Below are 22,860 nucleotides of genomic sequence, written 5' to 3'. Positions count from 1 at the left end.
GTACATAAAAAAACCTCAGTAAAAACTGAGGTTTTAATTTTTATAAAACGCTTAAATTATGCGTTTGGTTCTACAGATACGAAAGATCTGTTGTTTGCTTTCTTTCTGAAAACTACTTTACCATCTACTAATGCAAACAAAGTGTGATCTTTACCGATTCCCACGTTATCACCTGGGTGGTGCTGAGTACCTCTTTGTCTAACAATAATATTTCCGGCAATAGCTTCTTGTCCTCCGAAAATCTTCACACCTAATCTTTTAGAGTGAGACTCTCTACCGTTCTTGGAACTACCGACTCCTTTCTTGTGTGCCATTTTATTACTGGATTATTTATTAAGTGCTTTAAATTGATCGATGTTCTTAATGATAGCAGCATCTACTTCTTCATGAGTAAGAACATTCTTTTCTAATTCAACTTTAACTGCTTTACCTAAAGTAATTAAAGTTTCTCTGTTCTCTTTAGACTGAGACAAGTTGTTTTTCTTTAAGTGATAGTTCAACTCGTGATCTTCACCAAAGTTAACAGTTGCGTTGTCAGAAAGAACTTCACCTTTCACAGTTTCTTTTTTAGCAGCAGCTTTTTTAGCACCACCTTCAAAACCTGTAATACCAGTGATTACGATTTGAGTTAAAGATTGTCTGTGACCGTTTTTCACTTTGTAACCTTTTCTTCTTTTCTTTTTGAAAACGATTACTTTATCAGCTTTAACGTGGTCAAGGATCTCTGCTTCTACAGTGATTCCGTTTACAGCTGGGGCGCCTACAGTGATTGCACCGTTTACAGTAAGAAGAACTTTATCGAAAGAAACTTTTCCTCCTTTATCTCCTTTTAAACGGTTTACAAACAACTTCTGGTCTTGCTCAACTTTGTATTGAAGCCCTGCTATTTCTACAATTGCAAACATTGTTTATAAATTTTTAGTTATTTCGAGGTGCAAATATACATATAAATTTCTAAATAGCTTACAATCAAAGCAATGTTTTTTTAAATAAAATCTTATTCACTTTATTTTGATTAATTTTTCTCATTAATGTATTCACAATTAAGAGATAATTTCATAAATTCGTTTTACCAAATTGATATTATATATGAAAAGAAACTTTAATCTCTGCTTACTAGCAGGTACCATTGCTGTAACTTCATTGACAGCATGTAGTGATGACCAAATGGACAACAATGTTCAACCTCAACAAGAAGCACTGAGTGCAAAAGTTGATCAGCCGGGAACTACTGAAAAAGGATGTTCCTATGTAGACAACAACTGGAGCACCAATTCAGTCTTACTGACCGGGCTTCAAAACTCCACAGACACCAATTTTATGAACGGCCAGATGACCAGAATTGCAAGCATGTGGGGAAGAAGCACCCCTACCCTGCGTTTTGTAAATGATCCGTCCAATTTCAATTCAACCTATAATGCTATTTCCTACTCAACAGGAAAGATCTATTATGGGTACGCTATTTATTATGATGCAAAATCAAAAGGCGGCGATATTGTAAACGCAATGATTCTTGCTCATGAATACGGACATCAGCTGCAGTATATCTTCAATCTTCCTTCTGTATCGGAATCAACGTACAGACCGAACGAGCTTGAAGCAGATGGCTTTGCAGGATATTATCTGAGGAGACCTAACGGGTACAACAAAACCAGTTTCCCGGAAATTGCGGCAGCCTATGAATTTGCTCAAAGTATTGGCGACTATCAGACCACCAATGTAAACCACCATGGAACACCGGCGCAAAGAAGATCGGCAGTTCGTTTAGGATTCCTTCTGGGCCAGTATGATCTTAATGCTTCCAATTTCGATTACAACTTCTTTTATTATTATCAGGGAGTTTTAAATGGTACTTATAAGATGGCCAAAAACACAGTAAATCCTGAAATTGATGCCTATATGAGTCAATATATAGATGAGCTGAGAAAAATTCAGACAGGAGAAATTTCTGCGGAAGAATTTAAACATCTTCAATAAACGAGAACATTCATTTTTAGCATATTTAAGAAAGGAGGCGGGCAGTATGTTCCGCCCCTTTTTTGTTTAAAAAATCTTTTATGTCTTAAACAATCAATTTGTTTGTATTTTTGAAAAAATTACAAAGAACTTCCAACCCACCTATAATGAACAGAGATCTCTATATTGATTTCGCCAAAGGATTGGCAACACTTTCCATCATATTTATCCATACCGCTTTCTGGTCCGGACAATTTTATATTCCTGCTGAAGTAAGAGTTTTCTCGCTTGTTTTTGACGTAGCTCTTTTTTATGCTCTGAGCGGGATCACTTCGGGAGCAAATATTGAAAAAACATTATACCGTCTTCTGAAACTCCAGATCACCTATATGATTTTTGTGACTTTCCTGTTCTTTTTAGATTACTTCTTTAAAGTGTTTGGCCTGAGTTTCTTTTCCATGGAATGGCTTCAAAGTTTTTATTCAACATTTGGGTCAAAATACTCCGCAACCAGTGTTTCAATATATCCGCAATGGGAAAATCTCGGAAACTGGTATCTTCATCAGTACACCAATGCCGACACGTTTCCGGTGGTAATGGGAAGTTTCTGGTATTTAAAAGTCTATTATGTACTTACCGTTTTCGGAGTACTCATCCTAAGATTTTTCCCAAAACATATCAATTGGTTTATCGGGCTTTGTATTGCTCTAACCCTGATATTCAATATCTTCCCGGAATATTACCCAACAGGACAAGTGGGATATGTTGCTTTCTACCTTGCTGTTTTTTTAACAGGACACAAAATGCGTGGAAAAAAGATCCCCACCAAAGCAATTCCAATATTATATGCGCTTACAGGAATAGCTCTTATATGGATGTTCTGGTACTATGGAGGAGATATCTTCTACAAAATCAATAAAAATAAATTCCCGCCGAAAATCCCTTACATCATCTGGGCATTATTCTCTCTGGTTACTTTATTTGTTCTTTACAACCGACTGAAGATCACAAAAGAAAACTTTATTACCTATATCGGGAAGAATGCTATTTTCTTCTATTTTGCACAGGGAATAAGCTCTTCGCTCGTTTATTTCCTGGTAGTTCCACTAAAAGAAAATATGCCATGGTGGCTTTTAATGCTCATTATTTATGGGATTAATATCATTTTAGCATTCATTATCTCTGCAGGATTGAAAAAAGTAGATGCTTCAGGCTGGAATATTCTCGAATTCTTAAGAAGAAAGACCGCATCTTAAGACTTTAATGATCAAATTGAAATAAAGTCGCATTTCTTACCTCAATTTGCTTAAATTTACAAAAATTTTACAACATGTTTAAGTTGAAACTACCTACCGATCCAAGGTGGGCAAATATTGCAGAAGGAAACATTGGAGAAATTTTAACAGATCATGCCTGGTGCGAGCAAAAAGCGGCTACCAATGCCATAGGCCTGATTACGATGCTTCCGGAACATTCCGAAATTGTAACTGAACTTCTTGCCATTGCACAGGAAGAACTGGATCATTTCAATCAGGTGCATGAAATCATCAAAAAAAGAGGCTTTACTTTTGGAAGAGCAAGAAAAGATGATTACGTGAATGAGCTGGCAAAATTTATCATTCAGGGAAGCAGAGAAGACCTCATCGTAGATAAAATGCTGTTTGCCGCTATGATTGAAGCCAGAAGCTGTGAGAGATTCAAAGTTCTTACCGAAAATATCAAAGACGAAGAGCTTAAAGTTTTCTACAAAGAACTGATGATTTCCGAAGCCAATCATTACACTACTTTTATCGGGTTTGCAAGACAGCTGGGAAATCCTGAAAAAGTAAACAAGCGCTGGGAAGAATGGCTGGAATATGAAGCCAGCATTATTAAATCCTACGGAAATAAAGAAACAATTCACGGTTAAAATAAAATAGTAAAGAATACACCTTGAAGAAGCCAAGCTTTGAAAATATTGCCAATCTGTTCCTGAAGAATTTCTTCCAGGGGTTGGTTATTATTGGGCCTATCGGACTAACTATTTTTGTGATCTGGTATATTGTAAGTGCGATTGACAACCTTGTTCCTTCCCTTGCCAAGCAGATTCCGGGGCTTGTATTTGTATCTATCATCCTGTTTACTGCTATTCTGGGGTATTTAGGAAATAAATTCGTAGTCGGAAGATTCTTTTTCGACACGATGGACAGCTTACTGGAGAAAACTCCGGGAGTAAAACACATTTATACTCCTACGAAAGACGTCATGTCTTCATTCGTAGGCGACAAGAAAAAATTCAACGATCCTGTATGGGTAAAAACCAATGAAAATCCGGAAATCTGGAGAATTGGCTTTTTAACCCAAAAAGAAATGTCGGACGTTGACAAGCATAATTACGTTGCGGTATATCTTCCCCACTCGTATGCTATATCGGGCTGGGTAATTGTTACTGAAGAAAAAAACATCAAACCTGTAGTGGGAATGACAGCAGCTTCTGCCATGAAGTTTGCTGTGAGTGGCGGTGTAGCCGGATTCCATTCTGATGAAAATATATTTAAGGCTCCGGAATAATCCCTTTTTCCGACTTATCTATACATTGATGAATTTTGAAAAATTATTTTCAAGCACATTTTCTTTACAAACAATTTAAAACATAATTTAACTCATGAATTTACCGTACGCGGAACCTTTCCGCATTAAAATGGTGGAAGAAATCTATCAATCCACCAGAGAAGAAAGAGAGCAATGGCTTAAAGAAGCTAATTATAACCTTTTCAACTTAAGATCTTCACATGTTTATATTGACCTGCTTACCGATTCAGGAACGGGAGCTATGTCTGATAAACAATGGGCTGCTTTAATGACCGGAGATGAAAGCTATGCCGGATCACGTTCTTTTGAACAATTACAAAAAACTGTTGAAAGAATAACAGGATTCAAATATTTATTACCTACCCACCAGGGAAGAGCTGCAGAAAACGTTCTCTTCTCAGTATTGGTAAAAGAAGGCGATGTGGTTCCGGGAAACTCACATTTTGACACAACAAAAGGACATATCGAATTCAGAAAGGCACATGCTATCGATTGTACGATAGACGAAGCTTTTGATATTAATGATCTCCATCCTTTCAAAGGAAATATCAACCTTGAAAAACTGGAAGAAGTTTATAAAAGCCATCCTAAAGAAAACATTCCTTTCTGTTTAATTACCATTACGTGTAACTCTTCTGGAGGACAGCCTGTTTCTCTGGAAAATATGAAAGCCGTGAAAGCCCTTTCAGACCAGTACGGAATCCCAGTATTCTTTGATTCAGCGAGATTTGCGGAAAATGCTTACTTCATCAAAAAAAGAGAAGCAGGACAGGAAAACAGAAGCATTAAGGATATCTGCAAGGAAATTTTTTCCTACGGAGACGGAATGACAATGAGTTCTAAAAAAGATGGTTTAGTAAACATCGGAGGATTCATTGCTTTAAATAACGAAGAAGTTTTCAGAAAAGCGTCCAACTTCACCATCATTTACGAAGGTTTCATTACTTACGGAGGAATGGCGGGAAGAGATATGGCTGCATTGGCCGTAGGTCTTGATGAAGCTACAGAGTTTGCTTATCTTGAAAGCAGAATCTCTCAGGTTGAATATCTGGGTAATAAATTAATTGAATATGGAATTCCTGTTCAAAAACCTATCGGAGGACATGCTGTATTCATCGATTCTTTAAACTTTCTTCCGAATGTATCCCGTGAAGAATATCCGGCTCAGACCTTAGGACTGGAAATTTATAAGGAAGCAGGGATCAGAACTGTAGAAATCGGAACATTACTGGCAGACAGAGATCCAGCGACCAGAGAAAACCGCTATCCGAAGTTAGAGCTGGTACGACTGGCTATTCCAAGGAGAACCTACACCAACAACCACATGGATTATATTGCGGCTGCTATCAGAAACGTATATGAAAGACGTGATGAAATAGCAAAAGGATACAAGATTACGTGGGAACCGGAAATCTTAAGACACTTTACTGTTCAGCTTGAAAAAGCTTAATCATAAAACCGGAATTTCTTCCGGTTTTTTCATGCACCAGAAGTGAGAGTTTTTAAGCAAAAAACAATCTCAGTCTTCACATTACCAATTAAATAAATTAAAGCTATTTAAATATTGAAAATAAATCTTTTTTATAAATAAATATAAACCAAACATATATTTTTATTATCCAGCATATCTTATTCTTTTTGTCTTATTTTTCAGGAAATAAAAATTAAATAATGCCATTTTTGAAATAGTGAATGTTTTTAATTTAATTTTGTATTGATCTAAAGGATATTTAAAATATACTTAAAAAACCAACCTGAAAAATACTTTATTCCGAAAAATGAAGAAAATTGCTGTCGTGGGCGCCGGTATTTCCGGCTTAAGCATGGCGAATTACTTAGAAAAATACAATATTGATTATCATATTTACGAAAGGAGAAAAAAGAAAGATCTGGCAGGTCACGGTTTTCTCATTCCGAAAGAAGGAATAGATTATCTTTATCAGATCATTGATCCTGATGTTCTTCTCCAACATGGAAACTTCCTGAAAAAATATATCCAATATTCCCACACCGGAAAAATTCTTGCAGAAAAAGAACTGAACAATGTTTTTGCCATTTCAAGACATTCGTTAATCAGCTTACTGACACAAAACCTCACTCCCGGCAAAATAACTTATGAAGAAACTATTATTCCTGATTCTCAGCAGAACGGAAAACTGAAACTTTCTGACGGAACTGATATTGACGCTGATATTGCAGTGATCTCTGATGGCTCCAGAAGCCGGATCAGAAGAAGTCTTTTTCGAGATGAAACCATGAGAATAGTAAGAGAAAGTGAAGTAGTCAATATCATTCAGAATAAAGAAATTGCAGATGTTATTGATAATGACTTTATGAAGTTTCACCATGAGGAAGGCGGGCTGACTTTCGGTATTCTTAAGCTTTCTGATGATACCATTCTTTGGTATTCACAGTTTGACAATCAAAAATATATGATTAATGAATGTTCCGCAGAAAACTTAAAGAAATATATGCTTGGCGTTTTCGAAAACTGGCATCCTTTAGTCCCGGAAATTATACAGAAATCACATTATAAAAATGTACATTTATGGAATGTATATGAACTGGAAGAGTTAAACCCTTTTTACAAAGATAATTTCGTATTCATCGGAGATGCAGCGCACCCACTTATTCCATTTACCAGCCAGGGAGTTACTTCAGCTCTGAAAGATGCTTTTGTATTAACGAAACACTTAGTTGAAGAAGAAAATGCACAGAAAGTCTTCCATAAATATGAGGCAAGCAGAAAGCCCGAAATAGAGATTCACATTCATAACGGAAGGACATTGCTTAATCAGTTTTTACTTCCAATTCATCAGCAGACAGAAAATATTTTACCCATATCTTATAAATAAATATGTTTACCAATAACGATATCAACTTTGAAGCCCTGAAAAGAAAAGCCTACAACGGAAGATGGGCCACCCTGGAAGACGGCATCATTCCTCTTACGGCAGCCGACCCTGACTTCAGAACCGCTCCTGAAATAGAACAGGGAATTATTGAATACCTGAAAGACGGCTACCTAAGCTATGGGCCGTTTTCCGGACTTCCTGAGTTTAAGAAAAGCGTTGCAGAGCATTTTAACATAGAAAAACACGGAAATTTTTCACCAGAAAATGTATTGGCAGTCAATAGCGCTGCCCAGGGAATGTTTCTTATCGCATCCTACGTTCTTAATCCCGGAGATGAAGCCATTATCCTGGATCCCGTTGATTTTCTTTTCAAAAAATCAGTAGAAACTGCAGGTGGTAAAGTAATGCTTTGCCCTGTGGATACAACAACAGGAGAAATTGATTTTGAAAAACTGGTTTCTTTAATTAATCCCAGGACTAAACTTATCAGCCTATGCAATCCTCACAATCCGCTTGGAAAAGTTTATTCTAAAGAGGTTTTAATACAAGTCGCAGAAATTGCATCTGCTCATGATCTTTGGGTGATGAGTGATGAAATCTGGAGTGATATTATTTATGATGATAAAGACTTTCATACCTATTCTTCTGTTTCGGAGAAGGCCAGAAAAAAAAGCTTTACGGTATATGGATTTTCAAAATCATTCGGAATAGCAGGATTAAGAATAGGCGCTGTGCTGTGTAATGACCAGGATATTCTTGAAGACTTCACAGAGAAATCCAATTTCAATTCCACAATAGAAGGTGTTTCTACTTTATCGCAAATCGCGGGAAGTGTAGCATTGGAGAAAGCAAAGCCCTGGTACAAAGAGTTTCTGACTCATTTACAGAACAACAGAGATCTTGCGGTCAGACTATTAAGCCGTTCAGAAATTGTAACCCCTAATCTGCCTGAAGCTACGTTTGTATTGTTTCCAAAGATTGAAAACGGAATGACAAGTGATGAGTTCGCCCAGCATGTTCTGCAGCAGGGAAAAGTAGCCATTGTTCCGGGATCAGAAAGATGGTTCGGCAAAGGAGCCGAAGGACATATAAGAATTTGCTTTTCCACATCCACGGAAATTTTGGAAGAAGGAATTAACAGAATCATTACCAGCTTTTAACGTTAAAATTTTTAATTAAATTTGGGTAATTAATTATTATTTTTCCGAATTTATCACAAATCAATACTAAATTAAGATATTCATACTAAATATTTAAATTTAATATGGATATAAAAATAAATATTGATAATTTTGATTAAATCATCACTCAAATTATCAATATGAAGATAAAATACATCAGCATCATTTTACTTGGAGTGTCTACCTTCTCTTATGCCCAGCAGATAAAGGACACGTTGAAAGAATCCAAGATCGACGAAGTAGCCATTACAGGAAGCCGTAACAAAAAGAGAACGGTGGTTAATACTCCTGTTCCCATTGACATCATCGACATTAAGCAGGTAAGCCAGTCTACAGGGCAGATAGAAGTCAATCAGCTTTTACAATTTTCTGCGCCCTCTTTCAACTCCAACAAGCAATCAGGATCCGATGGTGCTGATGCTGTAGATCCGGCGACTTTAAGAGGTCTTGGTCCCGATCAGACCTTACTTTTATTGAATGGAAAAAGATATCACCAGTCTTCACTGATCAACCTTTTTGGAACCAAAGGAAGAGGAAATACCGGATATGACATGAATACTATCCCGATTGGTGCTATAAAAAGAGTGGAAGTTCTTCGTGACGGAGCTTCCGCCCAATACGGTTCTGATGCTATTGCAGGAGTTATCAACGTTATTTTGAATGACAGAGACAAAGGTTTTGAAGGAAATGCTTTTTATGGAATGAACCTTTTTAAAAGCCCCGGAAACAATGATGTTGTTTCTGATCACAAAGTAGACGGAACGACCTTTGATTTCAGTGGAAATTTAGGAACTAAAATAGGTTCAAAAGGAGGTTTCGGAAATTTTACGGTTGAATTTGTTAATAAAGATTATGCCATAAGAAATGCTAATCCTGATCTGTATACAGCGCCAAGACAGCGTTTCGGAGATGCCAAGGCTCAAAATATTTACTTTTTCGGAAATATTGAACTTCCTTTATCTGATGGGCTGAAATTCTATTCCCGCCAGGGTTTTTCACATAGAAATACTAAGGCTTATGCATGGACCAGAACGCCTGATGCAGATGGTAATATCCCCGAAGTGTACCCTGCAGGGTTCAACCCGATTGAAAACACCAGCATTACAGATTTCACTTTTGACAACGGCTTAAAATTCAAGGTGGCCGACTGGGATGTAGATTTTTATAATGCTTTTGGGAACAATAGATTCACCTATCAGATAGACAATACAATTAATGCTACTTTAGGAGTCAAATCACCAACAAGTTTTAATGCAGGAGGACACTCATTGCTGCAGAATACAACAGGGTTTAATGCCGTGAAACAATTTAAGGTACTGGAAGGACTGAATATTGCTTTCGGATCAGAATTCAGATATGAAAAATTTGATATCATTAAAGGAGAAGAAGCCTCCTATACCATGTATGATAAAAACGGAAATCCTGTTACACCAGACACCCCTGAAAGTTTACTGGTTACCAACCCTTTAAATGACAATAGCGTAAGACCAGGCGGTTCACAGGGATTCCCGGGGTATTCTACGGATATCGGCAAAAGCAGAAATAACTTTGCTGCGTATGTAGATACTGAACTGGATGTGACTAAAAACTGGATGATAAGCGTTGCCGGAAGGTTTGAAAATTATAATGATTTCGGAAGTACGCTGAATGGAAAATTTGCTACGAGATATGCATTTACTCCTCAGTTTGCTTTCCGCGGGTCTGTTTCTACAGGGTTCAGGGCTCCTTCTTTGGCTCAAAAATACTACAGCCAGCAGTTTACCAACTTCCAGGAAGGTGAATTGGTGACTATTCAGCTGGCATCTAATGACAGCAAACTGGCAAGCAGCCTGGGAATTCCTCAGTTGAAGCAGGAAACATCGGTGAACGGAAGTGCAGGATTTACTTTCAACACAGGAAAATTCACGGCGACAGTGGATGGTTATTATATTGAGGTAAAAAACAGAATTGTTCTTACCGGATATTTTACACAGGCAGACCTGCCGGCAGAGGTTCAGGCAGAAAATCCTTTTATTGATCAGGTACAGTTCTTTTCCAATGCAATTGATACGCGCACGAAAGGAGTTGATCTTATCTTAAGCTATAGTGAAAATATAGGCTCCGGAAAACTGACTGCTACTTTAGCCGGAAACTATAATGATATGGAAATCACAAAAGTAAATACTTCGGAACAATTAGCAGGAAAAGAAGACATTTACCTGAGCGAAAGAGAAAAAGCTTTTATCCTTGCCTCTGCACCTAAAACAAAAATGAACTTAAACCTGAATTATAAGATCAGCAAATTTAATGCGAATCTGCAGCTGGTAAGATTTGATAAGGTTACTTTGATTGGTTATGACGGTACAGAACAGGTTTATAATCCAAAAGTAACAACAGACCTTTCTTTTGGTTATGAATTTAGTAAGAATCTCAATGTAACCCTGGGCAGTAAAAATCTGTTCAACAGATATCCTACCCTGCAAACCACCCAGGTAAGTGATGGAAACACAGAAGGTGGAGGTATTTTTGATCCTGTTCAGATGGGATTTTCCGGAAGACAGGTTTTTGCCAGACTTAATTTTAAGTTTTAAGAGAATAAAAAGAAACTGTATCAAAATGTCATTCTGAACACAGACTGAAAGTCTGCGAACGTAGTTCAACAATGTAGTGAAGAATCTTATGTTATTGGTTTATAAATGAGATTCTTCCTTTGTCAGAATGACAAAGGTGAAATTATTAACCTTTGATACAGTTCTTTCCTATTTTTTTGAAATTTTATAAAGCTTACCGCTATCTGTTACGGCATACAGATTTCCATCCATTCCATTTAATACATCCCGGAAACGCTCTTTCTGATCTGCAAGAAGACGTTCTTCTCCTACTACTTTATTGTCTTTCATGACAATTCTGTCAATATGCTCACCGCTTAAACATCCGATAAACAGATTGCCTTTCCATTCGTCTATATTTCCTGTGTAAAAAGTTATTCCACTTGGTGAGATCACAGGATCCCAATAATAAACCGGCTGCTCTGTTCCTTCTCTCTGTGTAATTCCCTGTCCTACTTTTTCTCCGGAATATTCAATTCCATAGGTTACATCTCCCCAGCCGTAATTTTTTCCGGGTTGGATCAGATTGATTTCATCACCGCCTCTTGGCCCCATTTCAACATCCCATAAATTGCCATTGGGATCGATGGCCATTCCCTGCGGGTTCCGGACTCCATAAGCGTAGATTTCCGGTTTATATCCTGATCTTCCGATAAAAGGATTTCCCGGAGCCGGTTGCCCATCCTTTGTAATTTTTAAAATTTTCCCAAGATAATTATCTGTTTTCTGGGCATATACACGGGTAACTTTATCTGATCTTTCTCCTGTGCTGACAAATAAGTTTCCATCCTTATCAAAAGCTAGACGGCTTCCATAATGTTTATCTCCATCATAAGAAGGTTCTGCACGGAAAATAACTTTTACCTCTGAAATACTTTTAAGATCTGCCGAAAGCTTGCCTTTGGCAACAGATGTTAAGTTTCCTTTTCCAAATGGCTCCGAGAAGCTGAAGAAAATAATACTATTGGTTTTAAAATCAGGATCAAGAGCGACATCCAGCATTCCTCCCTGCCCTTTTGAATCTACTTTTGGAAAGCCTTCTATTTTGGAGACCTGCTTCCCATCTGGCGAAACAATATTCATGTACCCTTTCTTATCGGTGACGAGGAATTTCCCATCAGGTAAATTGATAATGCCCCAGGGCCTTCCAAGGTCTTTATTCAATATTTCTATGGCATAGGGCGTTGTTGTTTTTAAAGCCTTGATTCTTGTCTGCCCTTTAAATGCGGGCTTGTAGTCAGAATTGGGATTTTCCGTTTCTACACTTCCGTCATTTCCTGTCTTCTGAGCATTCGCATGATTCTCTTTGCACGAAGATAAAAAAAGAAAAAGGCTTACTACAGGAATATAAAATTGATTGATTTTCATAGCATTATGATTAGGTGATTGTAGGCTATGAATGGAAAAATAATGCCACAAAAGATGATATAGCCTAATAATTTCTTTCGTATTTTTGTTGTATACATTCTTTTCTATGGATTTTAAGCTTCACTCAGAATATAAACCTACCGGAGACCAGCCCCAAGCTATTGAAAAACTTACTGAAGGAATAGAGATTGGTGAGAAATATCAAACGCTTTTAGGGGTAACAGGTTCCGGAAAAACCTTTACTGTTGCGAATGTTATACAAAAAGTACAACGTCCCACTCTGGTACTGGCACACAACAAAACGCTTGCTGCACAGCTCTTCATGGAGTTTAAAGAGTTTTTTCCCGAAAACGCAGTGGAATACTTTGTCAGCTACTACGACTACTACCAGCCCGAGGCCTATATTGCCACCACAGGAACTTATATTGAAAAAGACCTGAGCATCAATGAAGAGGTAGAAAAACTACGTCTTTCTGCAACTGCCAGCCTTCTTTCGGGAAGAAGAGATGTTTTGATTGTAGCTTCTGTTTCATGTATCTATGGTATCGGGAATCCTACGGAATTTCATAAATCGTTGATTTCTATCGCCATTGGTGAGAAAGTTACCAGAACTGCTCTTCTCCATTCATTAGTTAATGCACTATACGCGAGAACGCTAAATGAATTCCAGAGAGGAACATTTCGTGTAAAAGGAGATGTCATTGATGTTTTCCCTGCCTACACGGATAATGCAATCAGAATTCAGTTTTTTGGAGATGAAATTGAAAAGATTCAAAGTTTTGATCCGGTAACAGGAAATGTGGAGGATAATTTTGATCAGATACAGATTTATCCTGCCAATCTTTTTGTAACATCGAAGGAGACCTTAAATGGCGCCATTAAAGAGATTCAGGATGACATGGTAAAACAGGTTGATTTCTTTAGTTCTGTCGGGAAGCCTTTAGAAGCAAAACGCCTTCAGGAAAGAACAGAACTGGATCTTGAAATGATCAAAGAACTTGGCTATTGCTCAGGAATTGAGAACTATTCAAGGTATCTTGACGGCCGTCTTCCGGGAACGAGACCTTTCTGCCTTATTGATTATTTCCCTAAAGATTTTTTAATGGTTATCGATGAAAGCCATGTTACCGTTCCACAGGTTCATGCCATGTACGGAGGAGACCGAAGCAGAAAAGAAGCATTGGTGGAATACGGTTTCAGACTTCCGGCAGCAATGGACAACAGACCTTTAAAGTTTGAAGAATTTGAAGCTATTCAGAATCAGGTTATTTATGTTTCTGCAACACCTGCAGATTATGAACTGGAAAAAACGGGAGGCGCTTATATAGAACAGATTATCCGTCCTACAGGGCTTTTAGATCCGATTATTGAAGTAAGACCTTCACTGAACCAGATTGATGATCTGATGGAAGAAATCCAGAAAAGAGCCGATGCGGATGAAAGGGTACTGGTGACTACTTTAACCAAGAAAATGGCGGAAGAACTGACCAAGTACTTCACCAAATTCGGAATCAGAACGAGATATATTCACTCAGATGTAGAGACCCTGGAGCGTATTCAGATTATGCAGGATCTTCGTTTAGGGCTTTTTGATGTATTGATTGGGGTTAACTTATTAAGAGAAGGTCTGGATTTACCTGAAGTTTCTCTGGTTGCCATTCTGGATGCTGATAAAGAAGGAATGCTGAGAAGCAGAAGATCAATGATCCAGACCGTAGGGCGTGCCGCAAGAAACGTGAACGGAAAGGCAATCATGTATGCTGACAAAATCACAAAATCCATGCAGGCTACTCTGGATGAAACCGAATACCGACGAGCCAAGCAAATGCAGTACAATGAAGAGCACGGTCTGAAGCCAAAAGCATTAAATAAAAAGATATCTGAAAATCTTGTAGGAAGAAGCAAAGACTTCCCTGATGAAAAATATACTCAAAAGGAAATTCTTCAGAAAGTTGCTGAAACAAAAGCAACCTACGCCACTGAGGATATTGAGAAAATGATTGCCCAGAAGCAAAAAGAAATGGAAGCTGCAGCAAAAAATCTCGACTTTATTAAAGCGGCTAAGCTGAGAGATGAAATTTCAGCTTTGAAATCTTAAAAGGAATAATGATAAAATAATTTCGGCGGCATCTTCGATGCCGCCGAAACTATATACTAAAATGGGTATTTTTAATTTTTATCATCCATTCCTTACTGCTGCTCTGATAGGAGTCAAAAGATCCATCAGCCCGTTTAACTTGATCTCGTAAACCGTTGAAAGCTGCATTCCCAATTTTCCTTTTGGCATTCCGTTTTTATTAAACCACTCCAGATAGCTGATGGGAAGGTCCACCAGAACCGTTCCTTCATATTTACCGAAAGGCATTTTCATTACACAGATTTCTTTTAATATTTCGGGATTAAGTCCTTCCACTTTTATATAATTAAATTAATTGTTCTTTAATATCATCCTGAGCGGGCAGTTCAAGATCCGGAGGAGTATCTTCATCCGAAAATTCGTTTCTATATACCTGCACCAGAAGAAGTGTCAAAGAGATCAGAATAGGTCCGAAAATCAGTCCCATAAACCCAAACAGATTCATTCCCATAATGATTCCGAATACGGTATTCAATGGGTGAATATTTTCCAGTTTCTTTAAAAGGGTAAAACGTAGAAGATTATCAGTAAGTCCTACCACCACAAGGCAGTAGATTGCTAAACCAATTCCTTGTCCTGTATTTCCTTCCGCAATCATAAAAATGCACACGGGAACGTAGATAATAGCCGTTCCTACTACAGGAATTACAGAAGCGGCAGCCGTTAATGCAAAAAGCAATGCTGCTCCCGGTGCTCCAAAAATCAGATAACCGATGAGAGCAACAATCCCCTGCCCTACTGCTACAACCGGAATTCCGATAGCATTTGCCATGATTAATTTTCTCATTTTATCGCCAATCAGAGAGATATTTGCTCTCTTCAGCGGAGCGGAAGAAGTCAGAATCTTTTCAAAGAGCCTCGGTTTTTCCAACATAAAATAGAGAATGAAATACATGGACATCACAACTGTAAGCGTATTGAATGTCCCACTGACTGCAGAAGTAGAAAATTTTCCTACATTATCTTTCAGTTTTGCCATATTTTCTTTGCTTAGAATATCAAACCCTGTTTTTGAGAAAATATAAGCATGTATTTTATCCAGGAAAACATTGAACTTGGCCATATAAGCCTGTGCATTTCCCAGTTTATCAATAATCAGATCGGCAATAAAATAGATCGGAAGAATAAGAACAATAAGACTTGCAAACATCAATGCAAAAGCAGCCAGTGACGGTTTCCATTTCTTTTCTTCCTGCAGATAAAAATTATACTTTCTGCAGACTACATAAATGGTAATCGCTCCCAGAACCGAGGGAATAAACAATGCCAGATTAAAGCAGATCAATCCGGTCAATACCAGAATGATGGCCAGTAACGACATCTGCTTTATCGCAACACTGCTTATTTGTTTGTCCTTATTCATCATGTATTTCATATTTTATTTACTGTATATAATCTGTCTTGGTTTTCCTAAGAAAGCGCAATAGGTAGAGTACATTACAATCATAATAAAGGGAGCTGTCAGGATAATCCCTATTCCACAAAGAATAATTCCCGCAACAGAAATCAGACCTCCTAAAAATCCGGTTAATAAGAAAGTTCCATAATTTTCTTTAGCAATATTGAACGACTTTGATAAAGCCTCTGTAGCTGAAGCATTTTCAAATAACAGAATCGGATATCCTATTAAAAGGAAAGGATATACAAAAATGATAGGCAGAACACATAATGCCAGCGCAATGGAAGAAATTATCCACGCAAGAAGACTATAAATCAAAATGTTTACAAAATTCTGGCGGTATCCGATAAAAAGATCAGAAAATTCAATCGGACTTTTGGTATTGTATTTATTGACCATATAGATCAATCCTACATACAAGGGAGATAATAAAAGTCCAAAAAGGCTGGAGGCTCCCATATATAAAGGAAGTCCCGGAGCACTCCAGTAATTAAAATCTCCTCCTGATTTCATTTCTTCCACCATAGAAGCAGAGTCAAACCCGGTAAGCATTTGAATAACAGAACCTCCGATAAGGTAGATGATCATAGCTACAATTCCGTAACCGAAAACGCCTTTGTACATTTCAAAAGCATGAGAAATAATTGATCCCGTTTCTCTGTTGGGTACAGAGCCCTGCTGATCAAATTCGTTAAATTCAGACATAGTTTAAATATTTAATGATTTTACCAAATTTACTTTTTTTTAGTAAAAAATCCCATTAAACACGAATGAATTTTAACTTTTCTCTGAAAAAACGGTTTTATACAATGAGTAAATCATGGCATTCCAAAAAGGAAAAGTAAATAATCCTCCAATAAAAAATAGGGCAAAGCCCAAATACTTAAATAGAAAGGCAACGATTACACATACCGTTATTTCCAGAAAATACATTCTGAGCGCTTTAAAATTCAGGGAAATGGATTCAAAGATTCTTTTATTGGTAAAAAACATCAACGGAGCAACAAATACAGTTGCTATCACCCAAACGATTCCAAGAATAATAGTCTGGGCAGCATTGATATAAATGAAAAACCAGAAAATATAATATCCTATGTACTTAAAAAAGTTAAGTCCATTATATCCCACCAGTAAATCTCCCAGCTCCAGCTTTTCTTTAAGATCAATTTTTCTGTAGATCTGATAAAACCCGATATTGAGAGGATAAAGAAAAATCATAGTCCCCACAATCATCAGAGAAAAATTCTGAAATTCCGGAGTAGAAACCATTTTAGTATATTGTGCGGCATAGGCCTGCATGCCATCCTTCAGATACTTGCTAGTTTCCATGTATTGGCTCAAAATATTATATTTGAGATCTGCGGCGAAAAATACTGTGAGGAAAATTCCAAAATAAAAAATGGAAAACATCAACTGAAAAACGAGTGTTTTATTCCAATAAAAAAATGCCTGCTTCAATATAAAATCTATTCCCGGTTTCTGAGGATATTTGTTCTGCATCGTAAAAAAAATTTATGCAAAAGTAAACATCAATAAGTACTTTTGCAGAATGTTTTCAGTGAATCATCAAAAATTTATGGAAATGGACGAGCTTTCTCTTCAGAAGGTTCCCTATTTTTTCATCATCGACTTTCTCTCGGAGAATGTTGAAATCTATCAGGAAAATGAAATTGAAAAACAGGGTTTAATTGTTGATTTTCAGGAATTTTCAACCTCAAAAGAAACCCATGCACTGAATAAAAAAGTGGTTTGGAAATCCTTTCCTGAAACATTGGAGAGCTTTCAGGCCGGCTTTGATAAAGTTCAGAAAAATATTCGTTTAGGAAACTCTTACTTAGTAAATTACACTAGAAAAACACGTATTGAGACTAATTTAACCCTGGAAGAAATTTTTTATCATTCAAATGCGAAATACAAAGTTTTTTATAAAGATTTTTTTGTATTTTTTTCTCCGGAAACTTTTGTAAAGATCATTGAAGGAAAAATTTTTACCTATCCCATGAAAGGAACCATTGATGCATCTATTGAAAATGCAGCAGAAATTCTTAAGAATGATAAAAAGGAGAAGGCAGAACATTACACGGTTGTAGATCTCCTCAGGAACGATCTAAGCATGGTAGCTGACGATGTAAAGGTGGATCAGTTCCAACAGATTGATTTTATCAAAACCCGGCAGAAGGATCTGTATGCAATGAGTTCCGAAATTTCAGGGATGATAAAACCTGAATATGAGGGAAAAATAGGAAGTATTATGAAGAAACTGCTTCCTGCAGGCTCTATTTTAGGAGCTCCCAAACCTAAAACACTGGAAATTATTCTGGATGCGGAAGGGTATGACAGAGGATATTACACGGGAATCTGTGGCTGGTTTGACGGCCAAAATGTAGACAGCTGTGTAATGATACGCTTTATTGAAAAAGAAGGAGATCAATTGTATTTCAAAAGCGGAGGCGGTATAACGCACATGAGTAAATTAGAAGACGAATATCAGGAAATGAAAAATAAAATCTATGTCCCAATTCATTGAAAGCATTAAAGTAGAAGATCAGGAGGTTTTTCTATTGGATCTACATCAGAACCGTGTCAACCAGACGTTTTCCCATTTCGGGAAAGAAGACTCTATTGATCTGGCCAAGATCTATAAAAATCTGCAGCATGATGAAGATGGTCTTTTCAAGCTGAGAATTGCTTATGACCTTGATAAAAAGATCAGAACACAGATGATTCCTTATGCGATTCCTGAAATACAGGACTTTCAGCTGGTAGAAAACAACAGCTTTGATTATTCATTCAAATTTGAAGACCGCAAAGAGCTCGATAAAATGAAGATGAAAGCAAAAGCAGAAGAAATTATCATCGTCAAAAATAATCATATCACTGACACCTCCTTTTCCAACCTTTTATTTCTAAAGGGAAAAGACTGGTTCACTCCTTCTACTTACCTGTTGAACGGTGTGCAGAGACAACATCTTTTAAAGCATAAAAAGATCAAAGAAACGGAGATCACTTTACAGAATATAAAGCAATTCACCCATTTCCAGATCATTAATGCGTTGAATGATTTTGATGATATGTTTATCTATCCTATCGATAGAATTATCAATCTGCCGGGGAATGAAGAATATCTTGATCTTTAAATTTATTTCATAAACTCAAAATACGATTTCAGTACATCTGCACTATTCTTCCCGTGAGTATTTACTTCCAGGATTTTTGGCTGCGCATCAGGTTTGAAGAAATTCTCAAGAACCCTATCCAGCGTAAGTTCATCCTCTACTCTGATATAGGAGAATCCAAAATGCTTCGCCAGAGATTCTGCATTTTTACGGTGTTTTGTCGCAATAAATTCGTCCAGAGTATTCGGATTGGCATTTCCAGGTCCGGGAATGATTTTAAAGATATTTCCTTCACCGTTATTGAAAATCATAATTCTTACAAATGGCGGAATATACTGATTCCAAAGGCCATTGATGTCATAGAAGAAACTCAGGTCACCTGTAATCAATAAGGTTGGATTTTCATTTTTAATGGCAAATCCCATTGCCGTAGAAGTAGATCCGTCAATACCGCTTGTTCCTCTGTTACAGTACATTTTTCTCTTCCCAAAATCAAACAGCTGTGCATATCTGATCCCCGAGGAGTTACTGAAATGAATATTATAATTCTCGGGAATTGTTTGTGACGCTTTATTAAAGAAATAAAAATCTGAGAAATCAATTGTATTTAAAAACTGTTCATGTTTAGCATCTTTTTTATCCCTTAAGACGTCCCAAAGGTTATAATAAGGCCTTGGTTCCAGATTGATAAATTTCAACAGTTTTGAGAAGAAAACCTCAGGTTTCACCTCTATCTTTTCTGTGAGTGAGAAATAAGTATCAGGCTGCCACACTTCATCCAGATGCCAGTGTTGTTTTGGACGGGCACTTCTGAGGAATTGTTTCACTTTTTTGGAAACCACATTCTGCCCAACTGTAATCAACAGGTCAGGAGCATATGTTTTATAATCTTCTTCTGTAAAGTTGAAAATATAACGGTCTATATGTTTGAAAAATTTCTCATGGTGCAAATTTGAATTGGCTTCACTCAGTACTACAACAGAATGGTTTTTCACCAACTGGGTCAGCTGGCTTTCCAGTTCCGGACTGTAATCTCTTGTTCCCACCAACAGCATAATTCTTTGTGAGGTATGCCATTCTGCAATCAGATTGGACGGAATTTCATACTCTTTATGCTTAATTGTCTTTTCTACCGTAGGAAAAGTAGGAAGCTCTGAAACCAGCTCATACAAAGGTTCTTCCAAAGGAATATTAATGTGTACCGGACCTTGCTTCTCAAAGCAAAGTTCAATAGCTTTTTTAATGATATCGAAATTAATATCTTCTGCGTTCTCCTTACTGTCTTCCAAAAGCTGGAAGTCACCATAGGAATGCTGATGAAAAACATCCTTCTGTCTGATCGTTTGCCCATCGAATATATCAACAAAATCTGTCGGCCTGTCTGCAGTAAGTACCAAAAGGGGCACATTCTGATAAAATGCTTCCGTAACCGCAGGATAATAATTAACTACCGCAGATCCGCTGGTACACGTAACAGCTACAGGTTTTTTCTCACTTTTCGCCATTCCCATTGCCACAAAAGCAGCACTTCTTTCGTCTACAATGCTGTAACAATTGAAACTATCTACCTCTGAAAAATGGATGGCCAAAGGAGCATTTCTCGACCCCGGAGAAATTACGATATCTGCAATTCCGTACTGCTGAAGAAGATGTGCAAGTATTTGGATACTTCTCTTAGAAGAATATTTTTTCATACAGCAAATTTAACTTATAAATAATGATTTTAAAATCATTTAAATTAAAAAAAATGTAATTTTGCTGTTCGTAAATTTCTAAAAATGGATAAAATACCTAGTGTAGACCTGCGTGATTTCCTTTCGGGCAACCCGGAACGCAAACAGAAATTTGTAAATGAAATCGGAAAAGCTTATGAAGAAATTGGTTTTGTAGCCTTAAAAGGCCATTTTCTTGATGACAACCTAGTGGATGATTTGTATGGAGAGGTGAAAAACTTTTTTGAACAACCAGTGGAAACGAAACAAAAGTATGAGATTCCAGGAATTGGTGGCCAGAGAGGTTATGTAGGATTCGGTAAAGAAACTGCAAAAGGTTTCAAAAAAGGGGACTTAAAAGAATTTTGGCACTTTGGACAATATCTGTCTGATGATTCAAAATACAGAACTGAGTATCCGGACAACGTAATCGTTGAAGAACTTCCAAGATTCAACGAAGTTGGTAAAGAAGCATTCCAGATGCTTGAGAAAACAGGACAGTATGTGTTAAGAGCTTTGGCATTACACCTTGGTTTAGATGAATTTTATTTTGATGACAAGATCGCAGAAGGAAATTCTATTTTAAGACCGATTCACTATCCGCCAATCACTGAAGAACCGGATGATGCGGTAAGAGCAGCTGCTCACGGAGATATCAACCTTATCACTCTTTTAATGGGAGCACAAGGAAAAGGTCTTCAGGTTCAAAATCACAACGGAGAATGGATTGATGCCATTGCCGAACCAGATGAACTGATGATCAATGTTGGTGACATGCTTTCAAGACATACCAACAACAAATTGAAATCTACCATCCACAGAGTGGTAAACCCACCAAGAGAAATGTGGAGTACTTCAAGATATTCAATTCCTTTCTTTATGCATCCTATCAGTGCCATGTCTTTAAATGCACTTGAAAATTGTGTAGATGAAAACAATCCAAAGTTATACGAAGATACTACTGCCGGAGAATTCCTGCATGAAAGATTGATCGAACTGGGATTGATTAAAAAATAAAAAGAAACGGCTGTCTCTATTTGAGGCAGCCGTTTTTATTTACATATTCATTTTACTTCTTTTTATCCTGTTATACAATAGCCGCCTTCTCCCGGTCCACCGCCTTCTAAGCAATAGGCTGGGAAATTAATCCCCGCAACAATACATTTTCTGTCTTCTCTTGAAAGTTTTTTAAAATTTTTCATAGTTATTGGTTTTTGGTATTCCTACTCTATAAGCTTTTCGGATAACGCTAGCTTACAATTACTATTTATTATATTAATAATTAGTCAATTAAAAACTAAAAAGTCTTAAACCGTAAAAGAATATAGAAAGCTATATTAAATTTAATTTTTAAATATACCACATATTGCATAATTAAAAATATTTTAATTATTTTTACTTTAACAACAAATTTTTAATTAAAACTATATGAAAAACCTAAAAAAACTACAAAAGAACCAATTAAAGAACATTTCAGGTGGAGCTAATCTTCCGGAAACTGATTTCTGTATGTATTACTGCAACGGAACCATTGTTTGTGCAACCTGCAGCAATGACTTCAAATGCCCGGATACGAACAGTGATATGTAAGATAAAAATTCAAAATGTCATCAATAAGAACCGTTTCTGCAGAGAAGCGGTTTTTTATTTCTTTTGTATTAAAATAAAGCAGATTTCAGCTACTCAAAAAAAATTACCCGAATGATCCATTCTTTGTTTTTGATAATTGATTTATCAGCCTAAAAATAGGGTCTGATATCATTCTTTAAATAGTACAGCATACACATCAACTTCCTTTTTCAATTATGTATCACTATCCCATTTGCACACATAAACATTCCCTTCCAATTGATCTATTGATTCCGATGACGTCTTTCTTTTTCATTTGCTCTGCTTCTTTCCACTGTGTCATTCCGCAGGAATCCAACCTCCTTTATTAGGGTCTTTATGATTCCTTTAATTCAGACGATTTAATAC

The 22,860-nt window shown here is 37.0% G+C and carries 22 protein-coding genes; 13 read left to right on the top strand and 9 right to left on the bottom strand.

Going from position 1 to position 22,860, the window contains the following annotated elements:
- Positions 1-56: 56 nt before the first annotated feature.
- Positions 57-314, bottom strand: coding sequence for a 50S ribosomal protein L27 (rpmA, locus tag AC5YGI_RS21620; RefSeq protein WP_002984034.1), 258 nt, complete (start codon positions 312-314; stop codon positions 57-59).
- Positions 315-326: 12 nt separating this feature from the next.
- The gene (rplU, locus tag AC5YGI_RS21615; protein ID WP_110011737.1) at positions 327-905 is read right to left on the bottom strand and encodes a 50S ribosomal protein L21; all 579 of its coding nucleotides are present in this window, start codon (positions 903-905) and stop codon (positions 327-329) included.
- 184 nt (positions 906-1,089) lie between these two features.
- Here rplU and AC5YGI_RS21610 point away from each other — a divergent pair, with 184 nt between their 5' ends.
- From AC5YGI_RS21610 to AC5YGI_RS21575, 8 genes are all read left to right on the top strand, one after another.
- Positions 1,090-1,977 carry a neutral zinc metallopeptidase gene (locus AC5YGI_RS21610; RefSeq protein WP_496169780.1) on the top strand — a complete coding sequence of 296 codons (888 nt, stop codon included), beginning with the start codon at positions 1,090-1,092 and terminating at the stop codon, positions 1,975-1,977.
- A 146-nt stretch (positions 1,978-2,123) separates the two neighbouring features.
- Entirely contained in the window at positions 2,124-3,212 is a 1,089-nt protein-coding gene (locus tag AC5YGI_RS21605; protein ID WP_496169779.1) for an acyltransferase family protein, read from the top strand.
- Positions 3,213-3,286: 74 nt separating this feature from the next.
- Positions 3,287-3,865: a MiaE family protein gene (locus tag AC5YGI_RS21600; RefSeq protein ID WP_330744497.1), complete on the top strand. Its 579-nt coding sequence runs from the start codon at positions 3,287-3,289 to the stop codon at positions 3,863-3,865.
- A 23-nt stretch (positions 3,866-3,888) separates the two neighbouring features.
- Positions 3,889-4,506 (top strand): DUF502 domain-containing protein, encoded by a 618-nt coding sequence (locus AC5YGI_RS21595; RefSeq protein ID WP_047377240.1) that lies wholly within the window; start codon positions 3,889-3,891, stop codon positions 4,504-4,506.
- Between the two features lie 94 nt (positions 4,507-4,600).
- Positions 4,601-5,977: a tryptophanase TnaA gene (gene tnaA, locus AC5YGI_RS21590; protein ID WP_110011742.1), complete on the top strand. Its 1,377-nt coding sequence runs from the start codon at positions 4,601-4,603 to the stop codon at positions 5,975-5,977.
- A gap of 328 nt (positions 5,978-6,305) precedes the next feature.
- A complete protein-coding gene (locus tag AC5YGI_RS21585) occupies positions 6,306-7,382 on the top strand; it encodes an FAD-dependent monooxygenase (protein ID WP_496169778.1) in 1,077 nt (358 codons plus the stop codon).
- A gap of 2 nt (positions 7,383-7,384) precedes the next feature.
- The gene (locus AC5YGI_RS21580; RefSeq protein ID WP_330744503.1) at positions 7,385-8,542 is read left to right on the top strand and encodes a pyridoxal phosphate-dependent aminotransferase; all 1,158 of its coding nucleotides are present in this window, start codon (positions 7,385-7,387) and stop codon (positions 8,540-8,542) included.
- 161 nt (positions 8,543-8,703) lie between these two features.
- Entirely contained in the window at positions 8,704-11,133 is a 2,430-nt protein-coding gene (locus tag AC5YGI_RS21575) for a TonB-dependent receptor plug domain-containing protein (RefSeq protein WP_454511331.1), read from the top strand.
- A 168-nt stretch (positions 11,134-11,301) separates the two neighbouring features.
- Here the strand turns inward: AC5YGI_RS21575 and AC5YGI_RS21570 are convergent, their stop codons facing one another.
- Positions 11,302-12,519 carry a PQQ-dependent sugar dehydrogenase gene (locus tag AC5YGI_RS21570; protein WP_496169777.1) on the bottom strand — a complete coding sequence of 406 codons (1,218 nt, stop codon included), beginning with the start codon at positions 12,517-12,519 and terminating at the stop codon, positions 11,302-11,304.
- 106 nt (positions 12,520-12,625) lie between these two features.
- Between AC5YGI_RS21570 and uvrB the strand changes: the two genes are divergently transcribed.
- Positions 12,626-14,617, top strand: a complete 1,992-nt coding sequence (uvrB, locus tag AC5YGI_RS21565) for an excinuclease ABC subunit UvrB (RefSeq protein WP_496169776.1) — start codon at positions 12,626-12,628, stop codon at positions 14,615-14,617.
- An 81-nt stretch (positions 14,618-14,698) separates the two neighbouring features.
- Here the strand turns inward: uvrB and AC5YGI_RS21560 are convergent, their stop codons facing one another.
- The 4 genes from AC5YGI_RS21560 to AC5YGI_RS21545 form a co-directional block, all read right to left on the bottom strand.
- Entirely contained in the window at positions 14,699-14,932 is a 234-nt protein-coding gene (locus AC5YGI_RS21560) for a DUF3820 family protein (RefSeq protein WP_446107233.1), read from the bottom strand.
- Between the two features lie 10 nt (positions 14,933-14,942).
- A complete protein-coding gene (locus AC5YGI_RS21555) occupies positions 14,943-16,022 on the bottom strand; it encodes an AI-2E family transporter (RefSeq protein WP_110011749.1) in 1,080 nt (359 codons plus the stop codon).
- Between the two features lie 12 nt (positions 16,023-16,034).
- Complete coding sequence (locus AC5YGI_RS21550) at positions 16,035-16,760, bottom strand: beta-carotene 15,15'-monooxygenase (RefSeq protein ID WP_496169775.1); 726 nt, start codon at positions 16,758-16,760, stop codon at positions 16,035-16,037.
- 72 nt (positions 16,761-16,832) lie between these two features.
- A complete protein-coding gene (locus AC5YGI_RS21545) occupies positions 16,833-17,384 on the bottom strand; it encodes a hypothetical protein (RefSeq protein WP_238349638.1) in 552 nt (183 codons plus the stop codon).
- A 220-nt stretch (positions 17,385-17,604) separates the two neighbouring features.
- On the opposite strand from AC5YGI_RS21545, the gene AC5YGI_RS21540 reads away from it, so the two are divergent.
- Positions 17,605-18,582, top strand: a complete 978-nt coding sequence (locus AC5YGI_RS21540) for an aminodeoxychorismate synthase component I (RefSeq protein ID WP_330744516.1) — start codon at positions 17,605-17,607, stop codon at positions 18,580-18,582.
- Complete coding sequence (locus AC5YGI_RS21535; RefSeq protein ID WP_330744518.1) at positions 18,566-19,192, top strand: aminotransferase class IV; 627 nt, start codon at positions 18,566-18,568, stop codon at positions 19,190-19,192. The genes AC5YGI_RS21540 and AC5YGI_RS21535 overlap by 17 nt, the downstream gene beginning before the upstream one ends.
- Before the next feature lie 2 nt (positions 19,193-19,194).
- Here the strand turns inward: AC5YGI_RS21535 and menD are convergent, their stop codons facing one another.
- Positions 19,195-20,865 (bottom strand): 2-succinyl-5-enolpyruvyl-6-hydroxy-3-cyclohexene-1-carboxylic-acid synthase, encoded by a 1,671-nt coding sequence (gene menD, locus AC5YGI_RS21530; RefSeq protein WP_330744521.1) that lies wholly within the window; start codon positions 20,863-20,865, stop codon positions 19,195-19,197.
- A gap of 84 nt (positions 20,866-20,949) precedes the next feature.
- Here menD and AC5YGI_RS21525 point away from each other — a divergent pair, with 84 nt between their 5' ends.
- A complete protein-coding gene (locus tag AC5YGI_RS21525) occupies positions 20,950-21,900 on the top strand; it encodes an isopenicillin N synthase family dioxygenase (RefSeq protein ID WP_202840961.1) in 951 nt (316 codons plus the stop codon).
- 62 nt (positions 21,901-21,962) lie between these two features.
- Here the strand turns inward: AC5YGI_RS21525 and AC5YGI_RS21520 are convergent, their stop codons facing one another.
- Positions 21,963-22,085 carry a hypothetical protein gene (locus tag AC5YGI_RS21520; RefSeq protein ID WP_330744524.1) on the bottom strand — a complete coding sequence of 41 codons (123 nt, stop codon included), beginning with the start codon at positions 22,083-22,085 and terminating at the stop codon, positions 21,963-21,965.
- Positions 22,086-22,311: 226 nt separating this feature from the next.
- On the opposite strand from AC5YGI_RS21520, the gene AC5YGI_RS21515 reads away from it, so the two are divergent.
- Positions 22,312-22,473, top strand: coding sequence for a bacteriocin-like protein (locus AC5YGI_RS21515; protein ID WP_330744526.1), 162 nt, complete (start codon positions 22,312-22,314; stop codon positions 22,471-22,473).
- The last annotated feature ends 387 nt before the right edge of the window (positions 22,474-22,860 follow it).

Source organism: Chryseobacterium sp. CS3K3.1 (genome assembly GCF_059515165.1).
Note: the sequence above shows the minus strand (reverse complement) of the source record. Positions and strands in the feature narration are given on the sequence as shown.